The 18,980-nt window shown below is 66.5% G+C and carries 20 protein-coding genes and 1 pseudogene; 11 read left to right on the forward strand and 10 right to left on the reverse strand.

Going from position 1 to position 18,980, the window contains the following annotated elements; translation table 11 throughout:
- Nucleotides 1-87: 87 nt before the first annotated feature.
- The 4 genes from OG990_RS01475 (at nt 88) to OG990_RS01490 (ending at nt 4,641) form a co-directional block, all read left to right on the forward strand.
- A complete protein-coding gene (locus OG990_RS01475; RefSeq protein WP_406078716.1) occupies nt 88-660 on the forward strand; it encodes a hypothetical protein in 573 nt (190 codons plus the stop codon).
- 287 nt (nt 661-947) lie between these two features.
- A complete protein-coding gene (locus OG990_RS01480; protein WP_406078718.1) occupies nt 948-2,678 on the forward strand; it encodes an AIPR family protein in 1,731 nt (576 codons plus the stop codon).
- A gap of 340 nt (nt 2,679-3,018) precedes the next feature.
- A complete protein-coding gene (locus OG990_RS01485; protein WP_406077147.1) occupies nt 3,019-4,110 on the forward strand; it encodes an IS630 family transposase in 1,092 nt (363 codons plus the stop codon).
- Nucleotides 4,111-4,131: 21 nt separating this feature from the next.
- Entirely contained in the window at nt 4,132-4,641 is a 510-nt protein-coding gene (locus OG990_RS01490; protein ID WP_406078720.1) for a hypothetical protein, read from the forward strand.
- Between the two features lie 36 nt (nt 4,642-4,677).
- Here the strand turns inward: OG990_RS01490 and OG990_RS01495 are convergent, their stop codons facing one another.
- The 8 genes and pseudogenes from OG990_RS01495 to OG990_RS01530 form a co-directional block, all read right to left on the reverse strand.
- Nucleotides 4,678-5,244 (reverse strand): hypothetical protein, encoded by a 567-nt coding sequence (locus tag OG990_RS01495; protein WP_406078722.1) that lies wholly within the window; start codon nt 5,242-5,244, stop codon nt 4,678-4,680.
- A 511-nt stretch (nt 5,245-5,755) separates the two neighbouring features.
- Nucleotides 5,756-6,793: an IS110 family transposase gene (locus OG990_RS01500; protein WP_406078725.1), complete on the reverse strand. Its 1,038-nt coding sequence runs from the start codon at nt 6,791-6,793 to the stop codon at nt 5,756-5,758.
- 596 nt (nt 6,794-7,389) lie between these two features.
- Nucleotides 7,390-8,544, reverse strand: coding sequence for an IS30 family transposase (locus OG990_RS01505; RefSeq protein ID WP_406078727.1), 1,155 nt, complete (start codon nt 8,542-8,544; stop codon nt 7,390-7,392).
- Nucleotides 8,545-8,735: 191 nt separating this feature from the next.
- Complete coding sequence (locus OG990_RS01510) at nt 8,736-9,362, reverse strand: DUF2625 family protein (RefSeq protein ID WP_406078729.1); 627 nt, start codon at nt 9,360-9,362, stop codon at nt 8,736-8,738.
- Nucleotides 9,363-9,510: 148 nt separating this feature from the next.
- On the reverse strand, nt 9,511-9,828 hold the full coding sequence (locus OG990_RS01515) for a hypothetical protein (protein WP_406081990.1): 318 nt from the start codon (nt 9,826-9,828) through the stop codon (nt 9,511-9,513).
- Between the two features lie 114 nt (nt 9,829-9,942).
- Nucleotides 9,943-10,122 (reverse strand): annotated as a pseudogene (locus OG990_RS01520) (glycosyltransferase); the annotation flags it as partial.
- Nucleotides 10,123-10,272: 150 nt separating this feature from the next.
- Nucleotides 10,273-11,118, reverse strand: coding sequence for an MOSC domain-containing protein (locus OG990_RS01525; protein ID WP_406078731.1), 846 nt, complete (start codon nt 11,116-11,118; stop codon nt 10,273-10,275).
- 170 nt (nt 11,119-11,288) lie between these two features.
- The gene (locus tag OG990_RS01530) at nt 11,289-11,510 is read right to left on the reverse strand and encodes a hypothetical protein (RefSeq protein WP_406078733.1); all 222 of its coding nucleotides are present in this window, start codon (nt 11,508-11,510) and stop codon (nt 11,289-11,291) included.
- A 461-nt stretch (nt 11,511-11,971) separates the two neighbouring features.
- Here OG990_RS01530 and OG990_RS01535 point away from each other — a divergent pair, with 461 nt between their 5' ends.
- A complete protein-coding gene (locus tag OG990_RS01535; RefSeq protein WP_406078735.1) occupies nt 11,972-12,166 on the forward strand; it encodes a DNA-binding protein in 195 nt (64 codons plus the stop codon).
- 122 nt (nt 12,167-12,288) lie between these two features.
- Here OG990_RS01535 and OG990_RS01540 read toward each other — a convergent pair whose 3' ends face one another.
- Nucleotides 12,289-12,762 carry a hypothetical protein gene (locus OG990_RS01540; RefSeq protein WP_406078737.1) on the reverse strand — a complete coding sequence of 158 codons (474 nt, stop codon included), beginning with the start codon at nt 12,760-12,762 and terminating at the stop codon, nt 12,289-12,291.
- Nucleotides 12,763-12,969: 207 nt separating this feature from the next.
- Between OG990_RS01540 and OG990_RS01545 the strand changes: the two genes are divergently transcribed.
- Together OG990_RS01545 and OG990_RS01550 are read left to right on the forward strand one after the other, a co-directional pair.
- Nucleotides 12,970-14,196 carry an epoxide hydrolase family protein gene (locus OG990_RS01545; protein WP_406078739.1) on the forward strand — a complete coding sequence of 409 codons (1,227 nt, stop codon included), beginning with the start codon at nt 12,970-12,972 and terminating at the stop codon, nt 14,194-14,196.
- The gene (locus OG990_RS01550; RefSeq protein WP_406078740.1) at nt 14,197-15,150 is read left to right on the forward strand and encodes a redoxin family protein; all 954 of its coding nucleotides are present in this window, start codon (nt 14,197-14,199) and stop codon (nt 15,148-15,150) included.
- Between the two features lie 6 nt (nt 15,151-15,156).
- Here OG990_RS01550 and OG990_RS01555 read toward each other — a convergent pair whose 3' ends face one another.
- Nucleotides 15,157-16,032: a transglutaminase domain-containing protein gene (locus OG990_RS01555; protein ID WP_406078742.1), complete on the reverse strand. Its 876-nt coding sequence runs from the start codon at nt 16,030-16,032 to the stop codon at nt 15,157-15,159.
- 66 nt (nt 16,033-16,098) lie between these two features.
- On the opposite strand from OG990_RS01555, the gene OG990_RS01560 reads away from it, so the two are divergent.
- From OG990_RS01560 to OG990_RS01575, 4 genes are all read left to right on the forward strand, one after another.
- Entirely contained in the window at nt 16,099-16,671 is a 573-nt protein-coding gene (locus OG990_RS01560; protein ID WP_406078744.1) for a GNAT family N-acetyltransferase, read from the forward strand.
- A 103-nt stretch (nt 16,672-16,774) separates the two neighbouring features.
- Complete coding sequence (locus OG990_RS01565) at nt 16,775-17,647, forward strand: GyrI-like domain-containing protein (RefSeq protein ID WP_406078746.1); 873 nt, start codon at nt 16,775-16,777, stop codon at nt 17,645-17,647.
- A gap of 20 nt (nt 17,648-17,667) precedes the next feature.
- The gene (locus OG990_RS01570; RefSeq protein WP_328419023.1) at nt 17,668-18,000 is read left to right on the forward strand and encodes a helix-turn-helix transcriptional regulator; all 333 of its coding nucleotides are present in this window, start codon (nt 17,668-17,670) and stop codon (nt 17,998-18,000) included.
- Complete coding sequence (locus OG990_RS01575) at nt 17,994-18,971, forward strand: hypothetical protein (protein ID WP_406078749.1); 978 nt, start codon at nt 17,994-17,996, stop codon at nt 18,969-18,971. Before OG990_RS01570 ends, OG990_RS01575 begins: the two co-directional genes overlap by 7 nt.
- Nucleotides 18,972-18,980: the final 9 nt, after the last annotated feature.

Genomic DNA, 18,980 nt, shown 5'->3' on the forward strand with positions numbered 1-18,980 from the left:
GTCCCGTTGCGCACCGGGTTCGACACGCCGCCGACCCGGTAATCGGACACTCACTCACCATCGTCGTGGTCCGGCAGTATGTACGCCATGGCAAACAATCCCCCGAAGCCTCGCACCCCCGGACCCGTAGCTGAGCCAGCCCTGCTGGACCGCCGATATGCGGCTTTGGTCGAGGAACTCGACGGCAACATGCAGACCGCCCTCGACGGTCTGACCACTCCCCTGAGCGATGTTCAGCGAGCTGAGCTCGAAACCATGTGGGGCCAGAAGGTCCGTCCGGCGGTGATCAAGCAACTAGACGCCCTGGTCGGTCCGGTTCGACCGGTAATCGCCGAAGCGTGCGAGGCGCTCAACATCGTTCCGACCTGGGCGCGGGGGACTGAGAAGGACTACACGCTCTGCCAGGGGGACCACGTCGCGCTGGTGCGCCGGCGCGGGAACCCGGAGACACCAGGCATCATCGAGGTGCACCACCCCGGGTGCGAGAAGCACGCGAAGCGCGGCCTGAAGTGGCTCGCGCGGGAAGAGCAAAAGCCGGGGAGGCGTCGCAAGGGCTTCCATTCGATCATGCCGCTCGGGGATGCGCGCCGCGAAATCCGTCAGCAGGAACTGGGTGGGCAGCGACCAGCCGGTGCGCTCAGCTGGCTCCGCCGAGGATGATCGGCCACCCCGACGGCATTTGCCGTCCGAGGTGCCCTGACAGCCGGAAAGACAAGCGCTTGTTGGCGAGGTTTCGCGCCCGGCCGGTTGCTGTCAGCGTTGCTGTCAGAGGCACGCCGCCGACCCTCGACGAATAGACGCGCTGGACTACGATCAACCCGTGCAGGTCGACTTAGGGGACATGCCGGCTTGGGCCGCGCTCCTCCTTTCCGCAGGATCCGCCTACGAGTCGGAACGAAGCAGGAGTGATTATTTTGGCGCCGGCCACCAACGCTCAGAAGCTTATCTTGCAGATCTTCGACGCCTGGCGTGCCGAGAGCTTTCCTAGTCTGGATGCCGGTACCGCCTTTGAAATTTTCGCATCCGAGCTGGTGCTCAGAGACTACGGCCTAAGTCTGGAAGATGTTCAATCGGGCGTTGTAGGCGGCGGCCAAGACGGTGCTATCGATTCGGTATACACCTTTTTCGACGACACGCTAGTCCGCGACGACTCGGAGATCGTGACATCCGGCACCAAGCCCAGCAGCTTCGGACAGGGCAGGACGCTGGAGCTATGGGTCATACAGACTAAGCGTTCGGCGAAGTTTGAAGAAACAGCGCTAGACAAACTGGAGAATAGCCTCCGCAGGTTCCTCGATCTCACAATAGAACTAGACGAACTTTCGGGCCTTTACAACGAAGAGGTTATTGCAAAGTTTGGGCTGTTTCGAACGTCCTGGCGGAAGTTGCTGACTCGGCGTCCGAAGATCCGCGTGAACGTCGCATATGCCACGCCCGGAAATGCACAAGGAATTAACCCTCAAGTTGAAGTCAAGGTGAACGCGCTTCGTTCGTTCATCGAAAGCGCGGTTCCTGACAACTCTGGGACGTCGGTAGAGCTTGTCGGTGCAGCCGAATTGGTAGCTCTATACAACGAGCGTCCTACATACTCTCTTCCGATGCAATATCAAGAGGCGGCAACCAGCGGAAACTCTCACGTCGCGCTGGTCAAATTGTCGGACTATTACGATCTGATCGTAGACGAGCGTGGACGATTGAGGCGGCACCTGTTCGACGACAACGTCCGCGACTACGAGGGCAACGTCTCCGTCAATCAGGACATTCGTAAGTCACTTACTAGCGAAAGCGGTCCTGAATTCTGGTGGTTGAACAACGGCGTCACGATCCTATGCAGCTCGGCTACAAGTGCCGGAAAGATCTACTCGCTGGAAAATATCCAGGTCGTCAATGGCTTGCAGACCAGCCACGAGATCTACCGAGTCCTGGCGGACGCGACCGCCATTTCACGTGACCGTATGCTTCTGGTTCGAATAATCGTCACGGATGACATCGCGACCCGGGACCAAGTAATTAAGGCAACGAATCGACAAACTGCGGTTTCTGATTCGTCGCTACGAGCAACGGACGAAATCCAGAGAAATATAGAAAACTACTTCCTAGCGAACGGCTGGTTCTACGATCGCAGGAAGAACTTCTATAAGAACGACGGAAAAGATCCATCCCGTATCATCAGCATTTCAATGCTCGGAGCCGCTATTACGGCGATGGGTCTAGCTCGGCCCGACAAGTCTCGCGGGAAGCCGTCGTCGCTACTCAAGAACAACGAGGATTACAAGAGCGTCTTCAATGACAGAATTCCGCTCGAAATCTATTATTGGGCCGCTCGGCTGCAGCGCAAGGTCGACACTTTCATTCTATCCCTGGGGGCTGAAGCGACCGTCTCTCAGAAGAGCAACCTAAAATTTCATCTCTCTATGTTGGCCGTAGAAAGGTTGAATGGAGGGTCGGTCCGCAGCCCTCAGCTTCTACGGCAACTCGCAGTGGAAGACGTTGACACGAAGGAAGACGACCTGCGGGAGCTCTTCAATAGCTTGAAGGCATGGTCAGACACATACCTGCAGGCGGAAGGGGTGATCCTTGAGCGGGCCACAAAAGCTCAACGCTTCACTGAGTATCTGCTGAATTGCGCCGCGTCGGCCCGCGTGAATAGTAATAGCGCGAGGGCTGTCCCTGAGTGAGCAGGACGGCGACTGCCATAGGCAGGAGCGACCGCGGCTGCGGCGGACCAGCGGATCAAAAGACACAGTCAGGGTCGGCCCAGACTGGAAACCTCGGCTCCCCTGGACAGCAGGTGCCCGACCTTCGGCGGTGCTGGCGGGCGGGGCTGCTGTCAGCGTTGCTGTCGACACTTGCAAGGCTCCGACATCATCGGGTGGTGCCGCTGCACAGGCCATGCCATAGGCTATGCCGCTACGATATGGCTAGTGCCTCGTCTTTGAACGTTGATCGTGTAATCCGTCGGTTCTGAGGACGTGTCGGGCAGGCTGTCTCCCAACGATTCTTGGGAGGTGGTGGCCAGTGGGTAGACGCCCGGAGGTGTTCGTCCGGCAGGTTTCGATGGCCGAGGGGCAGCGGTTGCAGCGCATCGGTCGGACGGCGAAGGATCCGGTGAAGCTGCGACGGGCGATCGTGGTGCTGATGTCCGCCCAGGGGCAGCCGGCGCCGGACATCGCCCACCTGCTCAAGGTGACCGAGGACTACGTGCGGGACGTGATCCACGCGTTCAACGAGCGGGGGTTCGACGCGCTGGACCCAAAATGGAGCGGGGGCGCACCGAGACGGATCGATGAGCAGACCCGGGACTGGATCTGCGTCATCGCCCGGTGCGACCCCCGCTTCCTCGGCCGGCCGTTCTCCTGCTGGTCACTTGCCAAGCTGCGCGACTACCTGATCGACACCGGCCGCGTGAGCACGATCAGCGTGGAGACCGTCCGGCGGATCCTGCACGAGCGCGGGGTGTCCTGGCAGGCCACGAAGACGTGGAAGGCCAGCACCGACCCCGACTTCACTACGAAGATGCGCCGCGTGTTGGACCTCTACGACCATCCACCTGCCGACGGGCGCGTGATCTGCGTCGACGAGTTCGGGCCGTTGAACCTGCAACCCCGCCCCGGCCGGGCCTGGCGACCGCAGGGCGAGCCGGTGCGGCTGCGGGCCACCTACACCCGCGACCAAGGGGTCCGGCACATGATCGCCGCCCTGGACCTGGCCACCGGCCGGCTGCATTACCGCATCCGCGACCGCAAACGGTGGCGCGAGTTCCTCAGCTTCCTCAAGACCCTGCGCCGCCGCTGGCCCGACCAGACGCTGCACGTCATCCTGGACAACTTCTCCCCGCACAAGCACCCCGAGGTCCGCGCCTGGTGCGAAGCCAACCAGGTCGAGCTGGTGTTCCTGCCGACCTACGCGTCCTGGCTGAACTGGATCGAAGCCGAGTTCGCCGCCGTGCGGTACTTCGCGCTCAACGGCACCGACCACCGGACCCACGCCGAGCAGGACGCCGCCATCGGCGACTACATCCGATGGCGCAACCAGCACGCCCGACCAAAAACCGGATATGCCACCAACTCCAAGATCCGCCACCCGGATTACCCGTTCAAGGCTGCATGACGAGGCACTAGGAGTAATAGCTTGACTCTCGCGATAGCGGTCTACGCAGCAGTTCTCTCCACTCTATCCCTTGCCTTGGCAGCCGTCTCTTTCCGGGCAGGAGGGCCCGTATTGAATTTGAGTTGGGAGTACGATCACAGCCTGCAAGAACTTATTGTGATTGTTGCAAACACTGGCCGCTCGGACGTCACGGTGGATTCTGTTGACTTACTGCTGGAGCGACGAGAGGTCTACCGTAGGGGGCGCTTTGGTGTCGCGCACCTGGAGGAGGCGGGCACCATCGCCAGGATCCCCCTGATGCAATGGGCGGATGCGGTGAGCGCCCCTTCACTTCCACTTCGAATATCTTCGAACTCGCGCGTTATGTGGCATGTGGCCCACGACGTAGTGAAATCAATGCCCTGGGAGCAGCAGTCGAGCGAACTGTCCCTAGTGTTCGAGATGGAGTCACCGCGCGGGACGGAAAGAGTCTGGTTTCAGGGCGAGTTGCTGGACGATTTTTTGCTGGCTGTCAAGCCGACGAACCCCTGACTCCCCGAGGATCTGTGGGTTGCAATATCTTCGCGTCTAGCCATCCAGATGCCGCGCATCCCTCGGTGGGTCACCCAAACCAAGTGCAGCGCAGTGATCGGCGACGGCCCAGCAGCATTCATCCAACCTGCAACAGTGAATTGATTTCGCCGACCGCTGTTGCGGCAGCAGCAGCCATTCCTCCTCAGACAGCAGTTCCGTGAGGTCGTCTAGCGCTTTCCTCTCACCCGCCGGCAATAGGTGTTCATATAGCCCTCTTGCCACAAATGCTTTACGGTAGAGAGAATGGAAGTCTCCCTTTCGTTCACTCTCTATGACGAAATGCGTGCCTTTCGCCGACCGCTTGACAGCAACATCGTGTTCATTATGCAAGTCGTCAAAGAAATGCCAGATGTCGAAGATGGTCTTTTTTAGTTCGTAGATTGCCTGACGCACTTCCTGACTTCGCGCCAATTCGAGCTGAGCGCGGCTCGCCAATTCCGCCTGACGGTACGCCGCCTTGGCGGCTCCCCGTACTTGCAGGACCGCAGCGGCAGCAGCAAAGGCCCCACCAACGACAGCTCCTACGAGAGAGGCTACGACTCCGGACCAGAAGGCATTCACGAGTGTTCATTGTGCGGCCGGAGGTCAACACCCCTTGCAACTAGCCATCCCGTCTGCCGCCGACCCGCCCTCCTGGGGAGCGGGCCGCCGCCCGGCCCGCCACGTCATCCATGAAGGAGCGGGGCCGGTCAAGGCTGGGGTTTTGACTTGCTGACGTTGTTTTGCCCGTCTTCCGGCATGGTTTTCGGGCAGGCGTGTGTGCGGCGTCGGGGTCAAGGCTGGGCCGTGGGCCCACCCCGGCAGGGGCTTGGCCTTGATGCCGGCGCCGTGGACGCCATGCTGGTGATGCCGGAAGTCGGTGTTGTGGGTGTGGTCGCGTCGCCAGGTTCCGAGCGATGCCGGAAGGGCAGGCCGAGGTTCGGCTGCCGGTCATCCATTCGCCCCGCGAGGGTTCGGGGGCATGGTGGTGTGCGACCGTGACCGGACGGGGTCAATCAAGCGGGCGGCCTCGCCGTCGGCCGACGGGGGCCAGACGTGGCACGACCACGCGTCCGGTCACGTCCGAACCTGTTCACGCCGCCGTCTGGGCCGGTGCGAGGGCACGGATGTGCCCGTCGCGCAGGCCGTAGTAGACGAGGGTGAGCAGCTTGCGGGCCACCGCGACGGTGGCGATATTGCGTCCGCGTCGCTCGGCGACGCGGGCGCGGGTGGAGGTCAGCCAGCCGGCCGTGGGCGGGACACCGTGGGCGGCCTCGACCGCGGCCCACCGCACCAGGGTGGAGCCCTGCTTGGTGATCCGTCCCCGGTGCACGACAAGGTCAGACTCCCGGTGCCGCGGGGTCAGCCCGGCCCACGAGGTCAGCTGCGCCGGTCCGCCGAACCGGTCGACCTCGCCGACCTCAGCGACGAACACCGCCGCCAGGACCGGGCCGACCCCGGGGATGGCCTGGATCGCGGTGTAACCGGCGTGCCCGGAGAGTCTGGCCCGGATCGGCCCGGCGACCGCGGCGATCTCGAAATCGACTGCGTCGATCAGCCGACACAGCGAGCTCACCCGACCCCGATACGCCCCGTCCAGCGGTGCCCGGGACAGCAACTCCCGCCCACCGACGCCGAACAGATCCGATACAGCGATGTGCACGCCCTGCTTGGCCAACACCGCGTGCACCGACGCCTTCAACCCGCTGCGCCACGCGACCAGCTTGGCTCGATACCGCACCAGCTCCCGCAACTCGCGCACCGCCGGCGGGGCCACATACGCCTCCGGCAACCTGCCCATCCGCAACAGATCCGCCAGATCCGCGGCGTCACGGGCGTCGTTCTTCACCCGCCGGTAGGCGAACCCCTTCACCCCCAACGGATGCGCCAAATGCACCCGGGCACCGCCCGCGGCCAGCACATCCGCCGCCCAGTACCAGCCATACGTGGCCTCCAGCACCACCTCCGGGTCCGGACCAGCCTTCGCGATCTCCAACCCCAACGCCACCGGGTCATTGTCAATCCGCACCGTCGCGAGCTTCTCGCCCGCCTCCGTCATCCGCACGATCACCGACCGACGGCGATGCAGATCGATACCCACGATCTGCCGACCGTCGTACTCTGCCTGCATGAGGGGCCTCCTTCGTCGTGAGACGTGAGCACCCCGAGCATCCCGCCCGGGACCCACGAGGAGCGAGGCCCCGCTCCTTCATGCCATCAAGCGGACCTTGACGGCTCGTCCGGACGCTGGCGGGCCGGGCGGTGGTTTGCTCGGCTTGCCCGGGTCGATGGCAGGCGGGATGGCCTACCGAAACCACCCCGGACCCGGCGGCTGCCGACGATCCTCGGCCATCCTGGAGCCGGAGCGCCCCCGCCGGAGGCGCAGTAACCGCAACCCCGTACCGCGCCGCAGCTCGCCGGCGTGGCCGGCTTGCGCTCCCTACGCCGCGCGAGTCCTGGCCGCGCGGCCCGGCCGGCTGCCGGCCCACCACCTCACCGTCAACGGTCTGTCGTTCTGCGGCGGCCCCTCCGGGCTTCCCAGCTTCCGAGCCAGCCGCCGGGCATCAGGCGTGGCCAGCGCGGAGCGACAGCGGAGCGCAGGGCCGCGCGCCCAGGCGGCGGCGCGTGCGGCCCCGTTCAGGGCCGCCTTGAAGACGTACAGAAACTTTGCACAACATTGCCGGCAGCCCGGCTGTCCCGTCACGGCTGATGCTTGACAGGGCGGGTTCAACCGGTGTGCGCAAGGAGCTCGGCGAGCTTTTCGGATGGTGTCATGTAGCCGAGGGTCTTGCGGGGGCGGGTGTTGAGGCTGCGGGCGAAGCGGGCGAGGTCGTCGGCGGTGTGGGCCGATAGGTCGGTTCCTTTGGGCATGTACTGGCGGAGCAGGCCGTTGGTGTTTTCGTTGGATCCGCGCTGCCATGGCTTGTGTGGGTCGCAGAAGTAGACCTGGATGCCGGTGGCGGCGGTGAATTGGGCGTGCTGGGACATCTCCTTGCCCTGATCCCAGGTGATGGTGCGGACCAGTTCGTCGGGCAGGGTGGCGATGGCCTTCCGCATCGCCTGCTCGACGCTGTGCGCGGTACGGCCGTGGGGTAGGTGCAGCAACAGCAGGAACCTGGTGCTTCGCTCGACCAGGGTGCCCACCGCGGACTTGCTGTCTTTGCCGAGGATCAGATCGCCCTCCCAGTGGCCGGGCACTGCACGATCGTCGGCCTCGGCGGGGCGTTCGCTGATCATCACCATGTCCGGGATCCGCCCGGTGTTCTCAGGCCGCTGGCGGGCACGGCGCTTGATTCGGCCGGTGCGCAGGCAGCGGGCCAGCTCTCGGCGTAGCTCACCGCGGCCCTGCACGAACAGCGCCCGATAGATGGTTTCGTGGCTCACCCGCATCAGAGGATCGCGGGGGAACTCGATTGGCAAGCGACGCGAAATCTCCTCCGGGGACCACCAGTCCTCCAGCCACTCACCGACCCTCCCGGCCAGCCGCACACAGGCCAGCTTCGGCGTCTTCGGCCGTCGGGCCCGCGCTCGCGCTCGCTGGTGAGCCCGCCAGGCACGGTAGTCATCCCGGCCACCGTTACCCGCCACTTCCCGTGACACCGTGGAGGTGGCCTTGCCGAGCCGGGCAGCGATCGCCGTAAAAGACTCGCCGCCACGAAGGCCAAGACTGATCTCCTCCCGGTCGGCAAGGGTGAGCCGCCCGGGCCCCGGCTGCCAAGAGTCGGATCGAACAGGGCGTTTCGACTCGCGGCGCACGACGGTTCGAACAATCTCATGCGAGCAGCCGACCTGGCGGCCGACCTCCCTCAACGACAGGCCCCTGGCGCTCAACCGTCGGGCCAACTGTCGTTGCTCCACCGTCAGATGGATGGTCACCAACATCTCCCTCGATCGAATCGATGCATTCTCGTCGACTCGTCGAGCGCGTTGCGCTGACCAGTTGAACCCGCCCATGCCGGCAGTCCGGTGTCGTACTTCGCTTGATGCGTTACGCGGTGGCTCCACTTGATGGGTGACACTGACGGGGAGCTGGTGGAACAGACGAGGATGCCCCGGGAAGTGGATGGGCGCCGCTAACGCTCTTCTCCCGACGCCATCTGGCGCGCTGTGTCCTGGTAGAACGACACCAGCTGCGGCAATGGAACCGCCTTCCGGGACGCTGTGGAGAGATCCTTTCCCTCCTCTGACCACGGCGGCGGCCATGCGCTGATCCCCTGATCGGCGGCGAGCGCATCGACTTCCGCTTCCCACCCCGGCCACCGCAAAGTGTCGTAGAACTCGGTCAGCGAACCATCGAGGACCGCATACAGCCAGTCGGCGTACCCCTGGTCGAGGTCCAGCCACTCAAGATCATCTGGACCGAAGTAATGGACGGTCGGCTTACCGCCAGGCTGTGCCGGCACCCACACGTACTGGCCGCCCATGACGTCGTAACCGACGACGACCCAGGGGCCTGTCGGGTCCGACTCCGTTGCTACGTCCGGCAGCCCATCGTGGCCGCTACCGAGGACGCGTAGCCAACCATGGTCCACCAGCAGTCCGCCTGTGTTGGCGACAACCGCACCAAGCCACGAACGAGTCGTGATTCCCAGCGCCGCCAGGCAGGCTTCCGCACGCGCAGGCTCGGCGGGCAGCACCTCAACCGGGTACCGGGCCTCCGTCACCGCCGCGGACACCTCAATCCATGCCGACTGCTCCACGGCCGTAGCTTGCCTGAACACAGGCATGATCGTCTAGCCGGCATTGTCACGGATCAACTGAGCGCAATCCGTCACGCATCAAGTGGAGCCCGACATTGCCGGCAGTCCAGCCGCCATTCGTGCCAACGACCGCCAGGCGCTGCGCAAGTCAGGCGGCGCTGGGCAGGAGGAGGGATCGCAGCGCGATCGCCCGAGACTCGATGAGCTGCATGCGGAGTTGCCACTCCGCGGTTGCCGTCCAGTCCGCCTGGGCGGTGATCTGGTCCGGGTGCTTCCGGTACAGCAACCCCGGTTCGTCGATGAAGTACCCGTCGGCAACTACTGAAGCTGCGAGCAGTAGGCCGGTGTCTTCGCCGCCGGGTAGGGCCATCCAGCCACCGAGCGCGAGCGAGAGGTCCCGTCGGATGCAGAGCGTTGCTGGGTGCACGGGTAGCCGGTAGCCGTTGTCGTGAGAGTAGGAAAGCACCTCGGCCCGGTCGACTCTGCCTCCCGCCGGGTCGGCATGCTGCCAACTGACCGTTGACCCGTCAGGCATTAGGTCAAGAACGCTTGAGGTTGTCCACCCAATGTCAGGGCGAGAGCTAAGAACCTCGATCTCGCGTGCGAGGGCGCCGGGTGTGAGCTGATCATCGGCATCTAGGACCCGCAGTAGCGAGCCCTGGCTCCGCGCCATCGCCATGTTGCGGGCGACTCCAGGGCCGCCAGCTTTGCCGGTCGCGCCCAGGACGCGCGAGTCTTGGGGTAAAGCGGCCGAGACCAAGCCTCTGAGCTGGGATTTCTTTGGTTGCGGTTGGCCGACCTTGGTCGCTGTTGGGCAGCCTTTGACGGCCTGGAGCCGGCCTACCGCGGTACGTCACCGGCACCGCGCCCACCTGCAGCAGCGCAACAACGTCCGAGCGGACCGTCCCGGTCAGTCGAGCACCTCCACGGTGTCACCGACGCTGACCGTGCGACCTTCGCGGGAAGGTCCGCCCGGTTCGGCCCGCACCGTCATCTGGAGACCGAAGAGGAGCTTCTGGCCGATGTTCCGCCGTGCGGCGAGCATCCATAGCGGCTCCCGCCCCCGCTCCCCGGTCTCCTGGTCGATCGTCGCGACCAGACAGCGGCCACACTCGTTGGCGCCGTGGAACACGGCCCCGCCGATCCTGATCCGCCGGCCGACCCACTCGCCCTCGGCCCACGGTGCGGCACCGCTGACCACCACGTTGGGGCGGAACTGGATCATCGGCAGCGGCCCTTCGGCGCTGCCCGACTCCAGCAGCCAGCCGTTGAACGCCTCCAGCGACGCGGTGTTGGCCAGCAGCAGCGGAGTGCCGTCGGCGAAGCTCACCTCGGCGCCGGAGCCGGCCGGAACCGGCCAGGGAACGAGGTTGCCGGTGGGGTCACCGAGCCAGACCAGCCGGGCGGTGCGCCCCAACAGCCGGTTGAGCCAGTCGTCCGCCTCGGGGCCGGCGGCGCGTACCGGTGAGGGCGGCCGCCCACGGAACACCCGGACCTGGATCGCCTCGCCGCTGGTCGGTTCGGCCAGATCGAGCGGGGCCAGGCCCGGCGCGTCCAGGGTCAGCCCGCCCGGCCGGGAAACCGCCCGCACCGTCACCAGTTCCCGGTGCTGGCGCTGGGTCAGGCCGAGCCCGTTGTCGTCCACGATCAGCCAGCGCCGGTCGCCGTCCAGGCCCCACGGCTCGACCCGCGCCGTGTCGCGGTCCATCCGGCGGCACCCCTTCACCGGGTACGTATGAATCGAGGCGACTCGCATTCGGTCAGGATGACACGACGCGGCGTGACGCCGGCACCCTCGCTCCGGTGGCCGCCCGTTACCAGGCGACCCAGGTTGTCGCCAGGTTCCGCCCCTGGCCAACGAGGGTGTAACGATCTTGGTCCGGCGTACAGGTCGACTCGTCCGTCGCCCACCAAGGCCAGCCGCCATCACATAGGGGGCGGCCCCAGCAACCTCACACCTGCTGTCAGCACGTACAGCTCTCTGCGGTCCACGGCGTCGCCCTTTTCATCTAGTTGGTAGCCGTCCAGCCAGGTCCAGCCGTGATAGGTGTGTAGATCGGTGCGGATCCTGATGAGGCGGAAGCGGATCGGCCGTACGAACTGAGGACTCGCCGCACGGGTCAGGTGCAGGACGTCACCGGCCTTCACTTCGGTTCTTCCTGTCTCGCCAAGCACGTAGGGTTTCGCCGGCAGCCCTCAGTCGAGGGCATCCGTCGTTGGAGCACTTCGAGCAGGCGTTGCGGTGATGGAAGTCGACGACGTAGCCGGCCATCTGAACCGGGAACGGCGGTTCTGGCCGCCAGTGCGGGAGCGACATGGTCACCTCTGGTTGAGGTGCTTGGCGGCGTTCCCGGAGCGCCAGAAGTCTGCTCTCGTCATCAAAGGGCGTCGTGGTGCCGGGAGTGCGGCCGCTCGACCAGCCCGCCTTCGCGGTTGACAGCCGTGTGTCGTTGGGGCCGGCGCGCCGGCTGCGCGATCGACTGTCCGGCCAGGGCTTTGGAACCAATTACATCTAGGCATGTGTAAAGAGTAAATGACTAGGGCGTGCAGATACTAGGTGTGTATCAACTTGACGCACGCCTAGTCGGCGTGTGCCTAGCGTCAGCGTCATGGGCAGGAAGCTGCGGTTGGTGGGTTCGGGCGAGATCCGAATCATGCTCGGTGGCATCTCGCGGCAGCGCGTCTACCAGATCACCAACCGGCGCGACTTCCCGGAGCCGGTTGCCTCGCTTCAGATGGGCAACGTCTGGCTTGCCGAAGATGTTGAGGCGTGGATTGCCGTCAAGCGCGGGGACCTGGACTAGCGCTAGGTAGACCGCCAAGCGAGGCGGCCTGGTCAGGGCGTACGTCCCGGCTCAATCCGACGTCCAAGTTGACTCATCCGTCGCACCCAGCCCAGAACCAACCGGCTGTCAGGCCGGCCCGGTCATCGCAGGTGTGCGCGCTCGTCGACGACCCGCCGGGGTTCGGTGAGGAAGATGCCGACGGGGACCGGGCCGTGCGCGATGTTCAACGTGTCCAGCCGGTAGTGCCAGTTACCGCTGCGATGGCCGGTGAAGCGGTAGTTGATGTGCCAGCGCGTCCACTCGCCCGGGGCGAGTCGTACGGCGGGTGGACGGCGATGGCGGCGGGGCATACCCCAGGAGGACGGGACCAGGTCGACGCGGAGCATTCCGTCGGCCAGGTCGAGGCGGACCACGTCGCGAGACGGTGGCCCGGCGCGCAGGTCGGCCTGTGGCTGGAACCCGTCCGCCTCATGCATCGTGACCTCGTGAGTGCAGGGTGCGCCGCTCTCCGGTAGGGCGAACGCGACCGGCAGACGGTTGCGGCGGACGGCCTGTTGGCCTCCGCGGGACTGCTTGGTCCACGAGGCGCGGACCCACTGGGCGACGACGTACACGGCTTGGATGTTTCAGGCTTTCCGGGCTCCTGGCAATCCGGTTACGGGCGGGGGACTGCTCGTATGGCCACGAGGCCGGGTGCGGCGTTCTAGGCTCCGAGATATGGCGGCGGCGTGCCCATCTTGAGCTGGCACATAAGTCCGGGCAGTGCCTTCACCTCATGATTCGCCTCGCGAGGCGCGAACTCAGACAGAGAGGAAGCACGCATGGCTGTCAAAACCAAGACGCGTCCAGGCACCACGGAGATTCGGCCGTTCACGGTGGAAATCCCCGAGGCGGACCTTGATGACCTGCGTAGGCGCATCGCAGCCACGCGCTGGCCGGAAAAGGAAACTGTTGACGACCAGTCGCAGGGCGTGCCGCTAGCGACGATTCAGGCCGTCGCGCGCTATTGGGAGAAGGAGTACGACTGGCGCAAGATCGAGACGAGGCTGAACGCCCTACCGCAGTTCATGACCAATATCGACGGGCTGGACATTCACTTCATCCACGTCCGCTCGAAGCACGAGGATGCGCTGCCGCTCATCGTCACGCACGGGTGGCCCGGGTCGGTGATCGAGCAAATGAAGATCATCGAGCCGCTCACCGACCCCACGGCGCACGGCGGGAGCGCGTCGGACGCTTTCCACCTGGTGATCCCATCGCTGCCCGGCCACGGCTTCTCGGGCAAGCCGACCTCGCCGGGCTGGGGTCCGGAGAAGACTGCGGCTGCCTGGATCGAACTGATGAAGCGTCTCGACTACACGCGATTCGTCGCGCAGGGTGGCGACTGGGGTGCGGTCGTGGTGGATCTGATGGGGCTGCAGGCGCCACCGGAACTGCTCGGCATTCACACCAACATGGCTGGCGCGGTGCCGCCCGAGATCGACAATCTGTTCCAGGGCGACACCACCGGAGCGAACAACGCCATGGGTTCGCTGCCGTCCAATCTGTCCGCCGACGAGATGCGTGCGGCCGAGGAGCTGGACTACGTCTGGAAGCACGTCGCCTATGCCCTCATGATGGCGACGCGCCCGCAGACGCTGACCGGCTTGGCGGATTCCCCTGTCGGCCTGGCGTCCTTCCTGCTCGACCACGATGCGGCCAGTATGGCGCTGATCGCGCGGGTCTTCGAAGGAGGCACCGAGGGCCTCACCCGCGATGACGTCCTGGACAACATCTCGCTCTACTGGCTGACGAACACGGCGATTTCCGCGTCTCGTCTCTATGCGGAGAACAAGCTGTCCTTCTTCGCCGCCAAGGGCGTCTCCATCCCGGTCGCCGTGAGCGTCTTTCCCGATGAGCTCTATGAGGCTCCGCAGAGTTGGGCCGAGCAGGCGTATCCCAACCTCATCTACTACAACAAGCTCGACAAGGGCGGGCACTTCGCGGCCTGGGAACAGCCGAAGATCTTCTCCGAAGAACTTCGCACCGCTTTCCGGTCGCTTCGCTAGATGGCGGTGTCCGACCGTCCGCACATGCCGTCGCTCGGCGGGGCGACCGGGTGGCTCAACTCCGAGCCACTCGGCCCCGCCGAGCTGGGTGGCCGTGTCGTCCTCGTGAACTTCTGGACCCTGACGTGCATCAACTGGCTCCGCCAGGAGCCGTACGTCCGCTCCTGGTCGCAGGCGTACCGAGACGACGGTCTGGTCGTCATCGGGGTGCATACGCCGGAGTTCTCGTTCGAGCACGACGTCGACTGGGTCCGCCGGGCGGTCGCGGCGCGATCAATCGACTACCCGGTCGCGGTCGACAACGACTACGCGATCTGGAGCGCCTTCGACAACCACTACTGGCCGGCGCTCTACTTCGTCGACGCGGACGGCGTCATCCGCGACGACCACTTCGGCGAGGGGCGCTACGAGCAGTCCGAGCGCGTTCTCCAGCAGCTGCTCGGCATCGAGCGCGAGCCCGTTCCCGTCGAAGGCCTCGGCCCGGAGGCAGCGGCCGACTGGGACAACCTGCGTACGCCCGAGACGTACCTCGGTTTCAGTCGCGGCGAGCACTTCGCGTCGCCGAACGGCGCCGCGCTCGACGAACGCCGCGTCTACGAGCTGCCGGAGAGCCTGGTCCTCAACCAGTGGGCCTTGGCGGGCGAGTGGACGATCGGGCCGGAGAACGTCGTGCTCGACCGGCCCGGCGGCAGCATCGCCTTCCGGTTCCACGCACGCGACGCGCATCTCGTGCTGTCTCCCGGGGCGCGACAGCCGATCCCGTTCCGGGTGCTTCTCGACGGCGAAGCACCGGGCGCGTCACACGGCGTCGACGTCGACGAAGACGGCAACGGCGTACTCCAGGACGGCCGCCTCTACCAGCTCGTACGCCAGCACGACGCGGTCCGCGAACGGAGCCTGCAGATCTCGTTCGGCGAGCCCGGCGCCGAGGCGTACGCCTTCACGTTCGGGTAGGCCCGATCAGCGACGCAGGTCGACCGTGCTGACGGTGCCTGAGAACGGTGAGATGGTACGGATCTGAGAGCCGGGGCGCAGGCGGGTGTCGGTTGCGTACCGGTCGGCGAGCGCCTTCTCCGCGGCCTCGTCGCCGTCGTCGGCGGCGAGCAGCAACGCGGCGATCTCGTCGACGAGCGTAAGGTCGGCATCGGCGAAGTCGTCGGTCATCGCGTCGAACCCGTCCCAGAGCAGCAGCTCGTCCTTCTGCCGATGGGCGAGCTCGTGCAGGACGTAGTCGTAGATGAACCACGCACCGCGGATCGGCGATTCCGGGGCCACACCGTAGACGTCGGGGTCGATCGCCCCGGCCCGGTACGCCGACCACACCCGCGCTGCCGAGTCGAAGAGCCCTGCCGCCGGGTCGATGTCGTAGCCGTCGAACCGCCAGTCGCCGGCCGGATCGATTTCCGGGTCGGCCCAGACCCAGCGTTCGCCGTTCCAGTACTCCGCCAGCACGTGATCGTGGTGCCAGCCGGGCGTGAAGTAGGAGGCGAAGCCGACCCGGCTGCGGCTGGGGATGCCGTGCTGACGGAGCACCGCGACCGAGAGCAGCGTGTGGTCCCGGCAGCAGCCGGCTACCCGGTCGGCGGTCGGACGCTCGGCGCTGAGTGGCAGGGAAAATCGGGACTGGTCGGTGTCGAGGATGCGGTCCACCCAGCGGCAGTTCACCTCGTCGAGCCGCTCGGTGGGCAGCTCGACGCCGCCGGCCCGGTAGTGGACGATCACGTTGCGGGCGGTCGCCGCCACGGTGGCGATGTCGGGGGGCACGGCGTCGAGCAGTGCGGCGTGCCGACCGGGGTCGCTGTACGGGGAGTGTCTCCGGTAGTCGTCGATGTTCATGAGACGAGTCTTCGTCCTGCCACCGTGTCAGGGTCAAGGTGCCGGGCCGGGATAGTGTCGACTGCTGTGACAGCGCCCGAGATCACCATCGCCAGCCCAGCGGACCGTGACACGGTGGTCGGCTCGCTGGTCGCCGCGTTCATCAAGGATCCCGTACTGCGGCACCTGTTCCCGGACGAGGAAACCTATCCGCGGTACGCCGCCGCCTTCTTCGGGCACCTCTTCGACAAGCGGGTGCACAAGGCGACGATCTGGACGATCGGTGGCGGTGCCTCGGTCGCCATCTGGGAGCCACCGGCAGCCGGCCACGAATCGCCGGAAGGGGATCTCGCCGCTCACTACCCCGCCGAGGTGCTAGCTCGCGTTCAGGCCTACGACGAGGCCGTGCACGCCGCACTGCCGGCGTTCCCGTTCTGGTATCTCGGCGTCCTGGGCACCCACCCCGACAGCGCCGGACGTGGTTGGGGCCGTCTCGTCATGAGGGCGGGGCTGGATCGCGCCTCCGCGGACGGCCTGCCGGCGATCCTGGAGACCAGCAACCCGGCCAACGTCGAGCTGTACCGCCGTGCCGGCTGGGAGGTGGTGCGTTCCGTGTCAGACCCGCTGCCCACCTGGATCATGCAGCAGCCGACCCGCTGACACCGGCGACTCCACGCGCACCCGACCGTTGCGGGCACCGGATGTCGGGTGGGCGGCCCGCCCCGCCGCCTAGCGTCGGTGCTCGAAAGGGAAGGAGACCCGGGTGCTGGAGCGGCTCAACGAGGCCATGGCGTACATCGAGCGGCAACTCGACCAACGGATCGAGGTGGCCGACCTGGCGCGGATCGCGCTGACGTCGGAGTACCACTTCCGACGGCTGTTCTCCGCGCTGGCCGGCATCCCGCTGTCGGAGTACATCCGTCGGCGTCGGCTCACCGTCGCCGGGGCGGACGTGCTGGCGGGGGAGCGGACGCTGCTCGACATCGCGGTGCACTACGGCTACGGCTCGGCAGAGGCGTTCGCCCGGGCGTTCCACGCCGTGCACGGCGTGGCACCCGGCGAGGCCCGGCGTACGGGGGCCGCGCTGCGCGCCCAGCCCCGGATGTCCTTCCGACTCACCGTTGAAGGGAGCGGCAGCATGGAATATCGAATCGTCAGCAAGGACGCGTTCGCCCTGGTGGGGCGCAAGGCCCGGGTTCCGCTGGTGCACGAGGGGATGAACCCGGCGATCGTCGCGTTCATCCGGAGCATCGACCGGGAGACGGCAGAGCGGATCGAGGCGCTCTCGGATCAGGAGCCGGCCGGGATCGTCAACGTCAGCGACAACCTCGCCGACAGCCGCGCGGAGGGCACCGAGTTGGACTACTGGCACGGGGTCGTCACCGCCGCCGCGCCGCCGGAGGACCTGGACGCACTGCCCGTGCAGGCCGGGACGTGGGCGGTCTTCACCACCTCCGGTGCGTTCCCGCAGGCGGTGCAGTACCTGTGGCGGGACGTGTTCACCCAGTGGTTCCCGTCCAACCCGTACCGCAGCCGGCCCGGCCCGGAGATCTCGCGGGTACGGGTGTCCGCGGACGGCGGCCAGGCGGACGCGGAGCTGTGGATTCCCGTCGAACGGGTACCCGCCCCTATGTAGAGTTCCGATACAGTGTTGGGATGCGGATCACCATTCCGGTCGCCAAGGTGCTGGCGGCGTTGCTCGCCGAGCCTGAGGCGGAGCGGTACGGGCTGGACCTGATGCGGTTGACCGGCCTGGCCAGCGGCACCCTCTATCCCGTGCTGCACCGGTTGCGGGCGGCCGGCTGGCTGGCCGCCGACTGGGAGGCGATCGATCCGGTAGCGGCGGGCCGGCCGGCCCGCCGCTACTACCGGCTCACCGCCGAAGGGGTGGCCGAAGCCCGCCGGGCGATTGCCGACCTGCGGGCCGCCATCCCCGACGTTCGTCCATCGTGGGGCGGCGCCGGGCCCACCGAGGCACCGGCATGGTGACCCGCCGCGCCGCCGAGGTGTTACTGGCGATCGCCGCGCGACGCTGGCCGGCCGACCTGCGCGACGACCTGCGCCGCGAGTGGGACGCCGAGTTGCACGTGCTCGCCGCGAGCGGTCACCGGACGAGGATGGTGGGCTTCGCCGTGAGTCTCGCCGTCAGTCGGGCCGGCGCCCCGCTCGTCGACCGCGCCATGATGCACCGGCGGGCCCGCCGTACCGCAGCCGCGTTGCTCCTGGCCCCACTCGCCTGCATCGGGATCGTGGTGGCCAGCGCGCTGGCGATGAACCCGGTCGAGACCTGGCTGATGACGATGGGAGTGAGCTGGTCGACGCGGGCGCAGAGGCCGCTCTGGGCCGCGCTCACCGTCGGGTTGGCGGTGCTGCTGGCGGTGTTCGCCGCGCGCTGGGCCCGACACACCGCGCTCGACGGCTCGCTGCGTATCGCGCTCGGCGTGGTGCTCCCCGTCGGTGCGGCCGCGGTCCTGCTCCTGTACGCCACCGACGCTGACAGCCTGGCCAGTTCCGTACCCGGTCTGCTGCTCTGGCTCGCCGGCCTGACGCTGGTCCTCTGGGCCGCGGCGGGTCTCGCCGTGCGGGACCGGGTCCGGGCCGCCTGGTGGCTGGGCGTCCTCGGCGCGCTCGTCGTCGCCGACCTCGCGGTCATCCTCGCCGTGTTGGACAGCATTCCGGGCGGCACCGGCGCCGTTGCGGGGGTCGCCGAGATGCCACCCGACACCGTCGACCGGGTCTCCGCGCCGCTGTGGCTCTTCGCCTGCTGGGCCGACTGGAACTTCGGCCTGCCCCGGCCCATCCCGTGGGAGATCTTCCTGATCACCAACGAGGTGCTGCTGGAGCCCATGGTCTACCTGGCGTGCACGCCCTACGCGCTCGCGTACACCATCCGGGCGGCCCGGTCGGCGCCCACCGCGCCGGTCGCCCTCGCGCCGGCCCCGACCTCGTCGCCGGCCTGACCCGCGCAG

This window comes from Micromonospora sp. NBC_00858 (assembly GCF_045207365.1).
Lineage (GTDB): Bacteria > Actinomycetota > Actinomycetes > Mycobacteriales > Micromonosporaceae > Micromonospora.

Bases quoted from the DNA above. Each gene is read 5' to 3' on its own strand.
- OG990_RS01575 (WP_406078749.1), top strand. From the start codon at position 17,994: ATGGTGACCCGCCGCGCCGCCGAGGTGTTACTGGCGATCGCCGCGCGA.
- OG990_RS01550 (WP_406078740.1), top strand. From the start codon at position 14,197: ATGGCGGTGTCCGACCGTCCGCACATGCCGTCGCTCGGCGGGGCGACC.
- OG990_RS01535 (WP_406078735.1), top strand. From the start codon at position 11,972: ATGGGCAGGAAGCTGCGGTTGGTGGGTTCGGGCGAGATCCGAATCATG.
- OG990_RS01545 (WP_406078739.1), top strand. From the start codon at position 12,970: ATGGCTGTCAAAACCAAGACGCGTCCAGGCACCACGGAGATTCGGCCG.
- OG990_RS01505 (WP_406078727.1), bottom strand. From the start codon at position 8,544: ATGTTGGTGACCATCCATCTGACGGTGGAGCAACGACAGTTGGCCCGA.
- OG990_RS01525 (WP_406078731.1), bottom strand. From the start codon at position 11,118: ATGCGAGTCGCCTCGATTCATACGTACCCGGTGAAGGGGTGCCGCCGG.
- OG990_RS01570 (WP_328419023.1), top strand. From the start codon at position 17,668: ATGCGGATCACCATTCCGGTCGCCAAGGTGCTGGCGGCGTTGCTCGCC.
- OG990_RS01555 (WP_406078742.1), bottom strand. From the start codon at position 16,032: ATGAACATCGACGACTACCGGAGACACTCCCCGTACAGCGACCCCGGT.
- OG990_RS01475 (WP_406078716.1), top strand. From the start codon at position 88: ATGGCAAACAATCCCCCGAAGCCTCGCACCCCCGGACCCGTAGCTGAG.
- OG990_RS01500 (WP_406078725.1), bottom strand. From the start codon at position 6,793: ATGCAGGCAGAGTACGACGGTCGGCAGATCGTGGGTATCGATCTGCAT.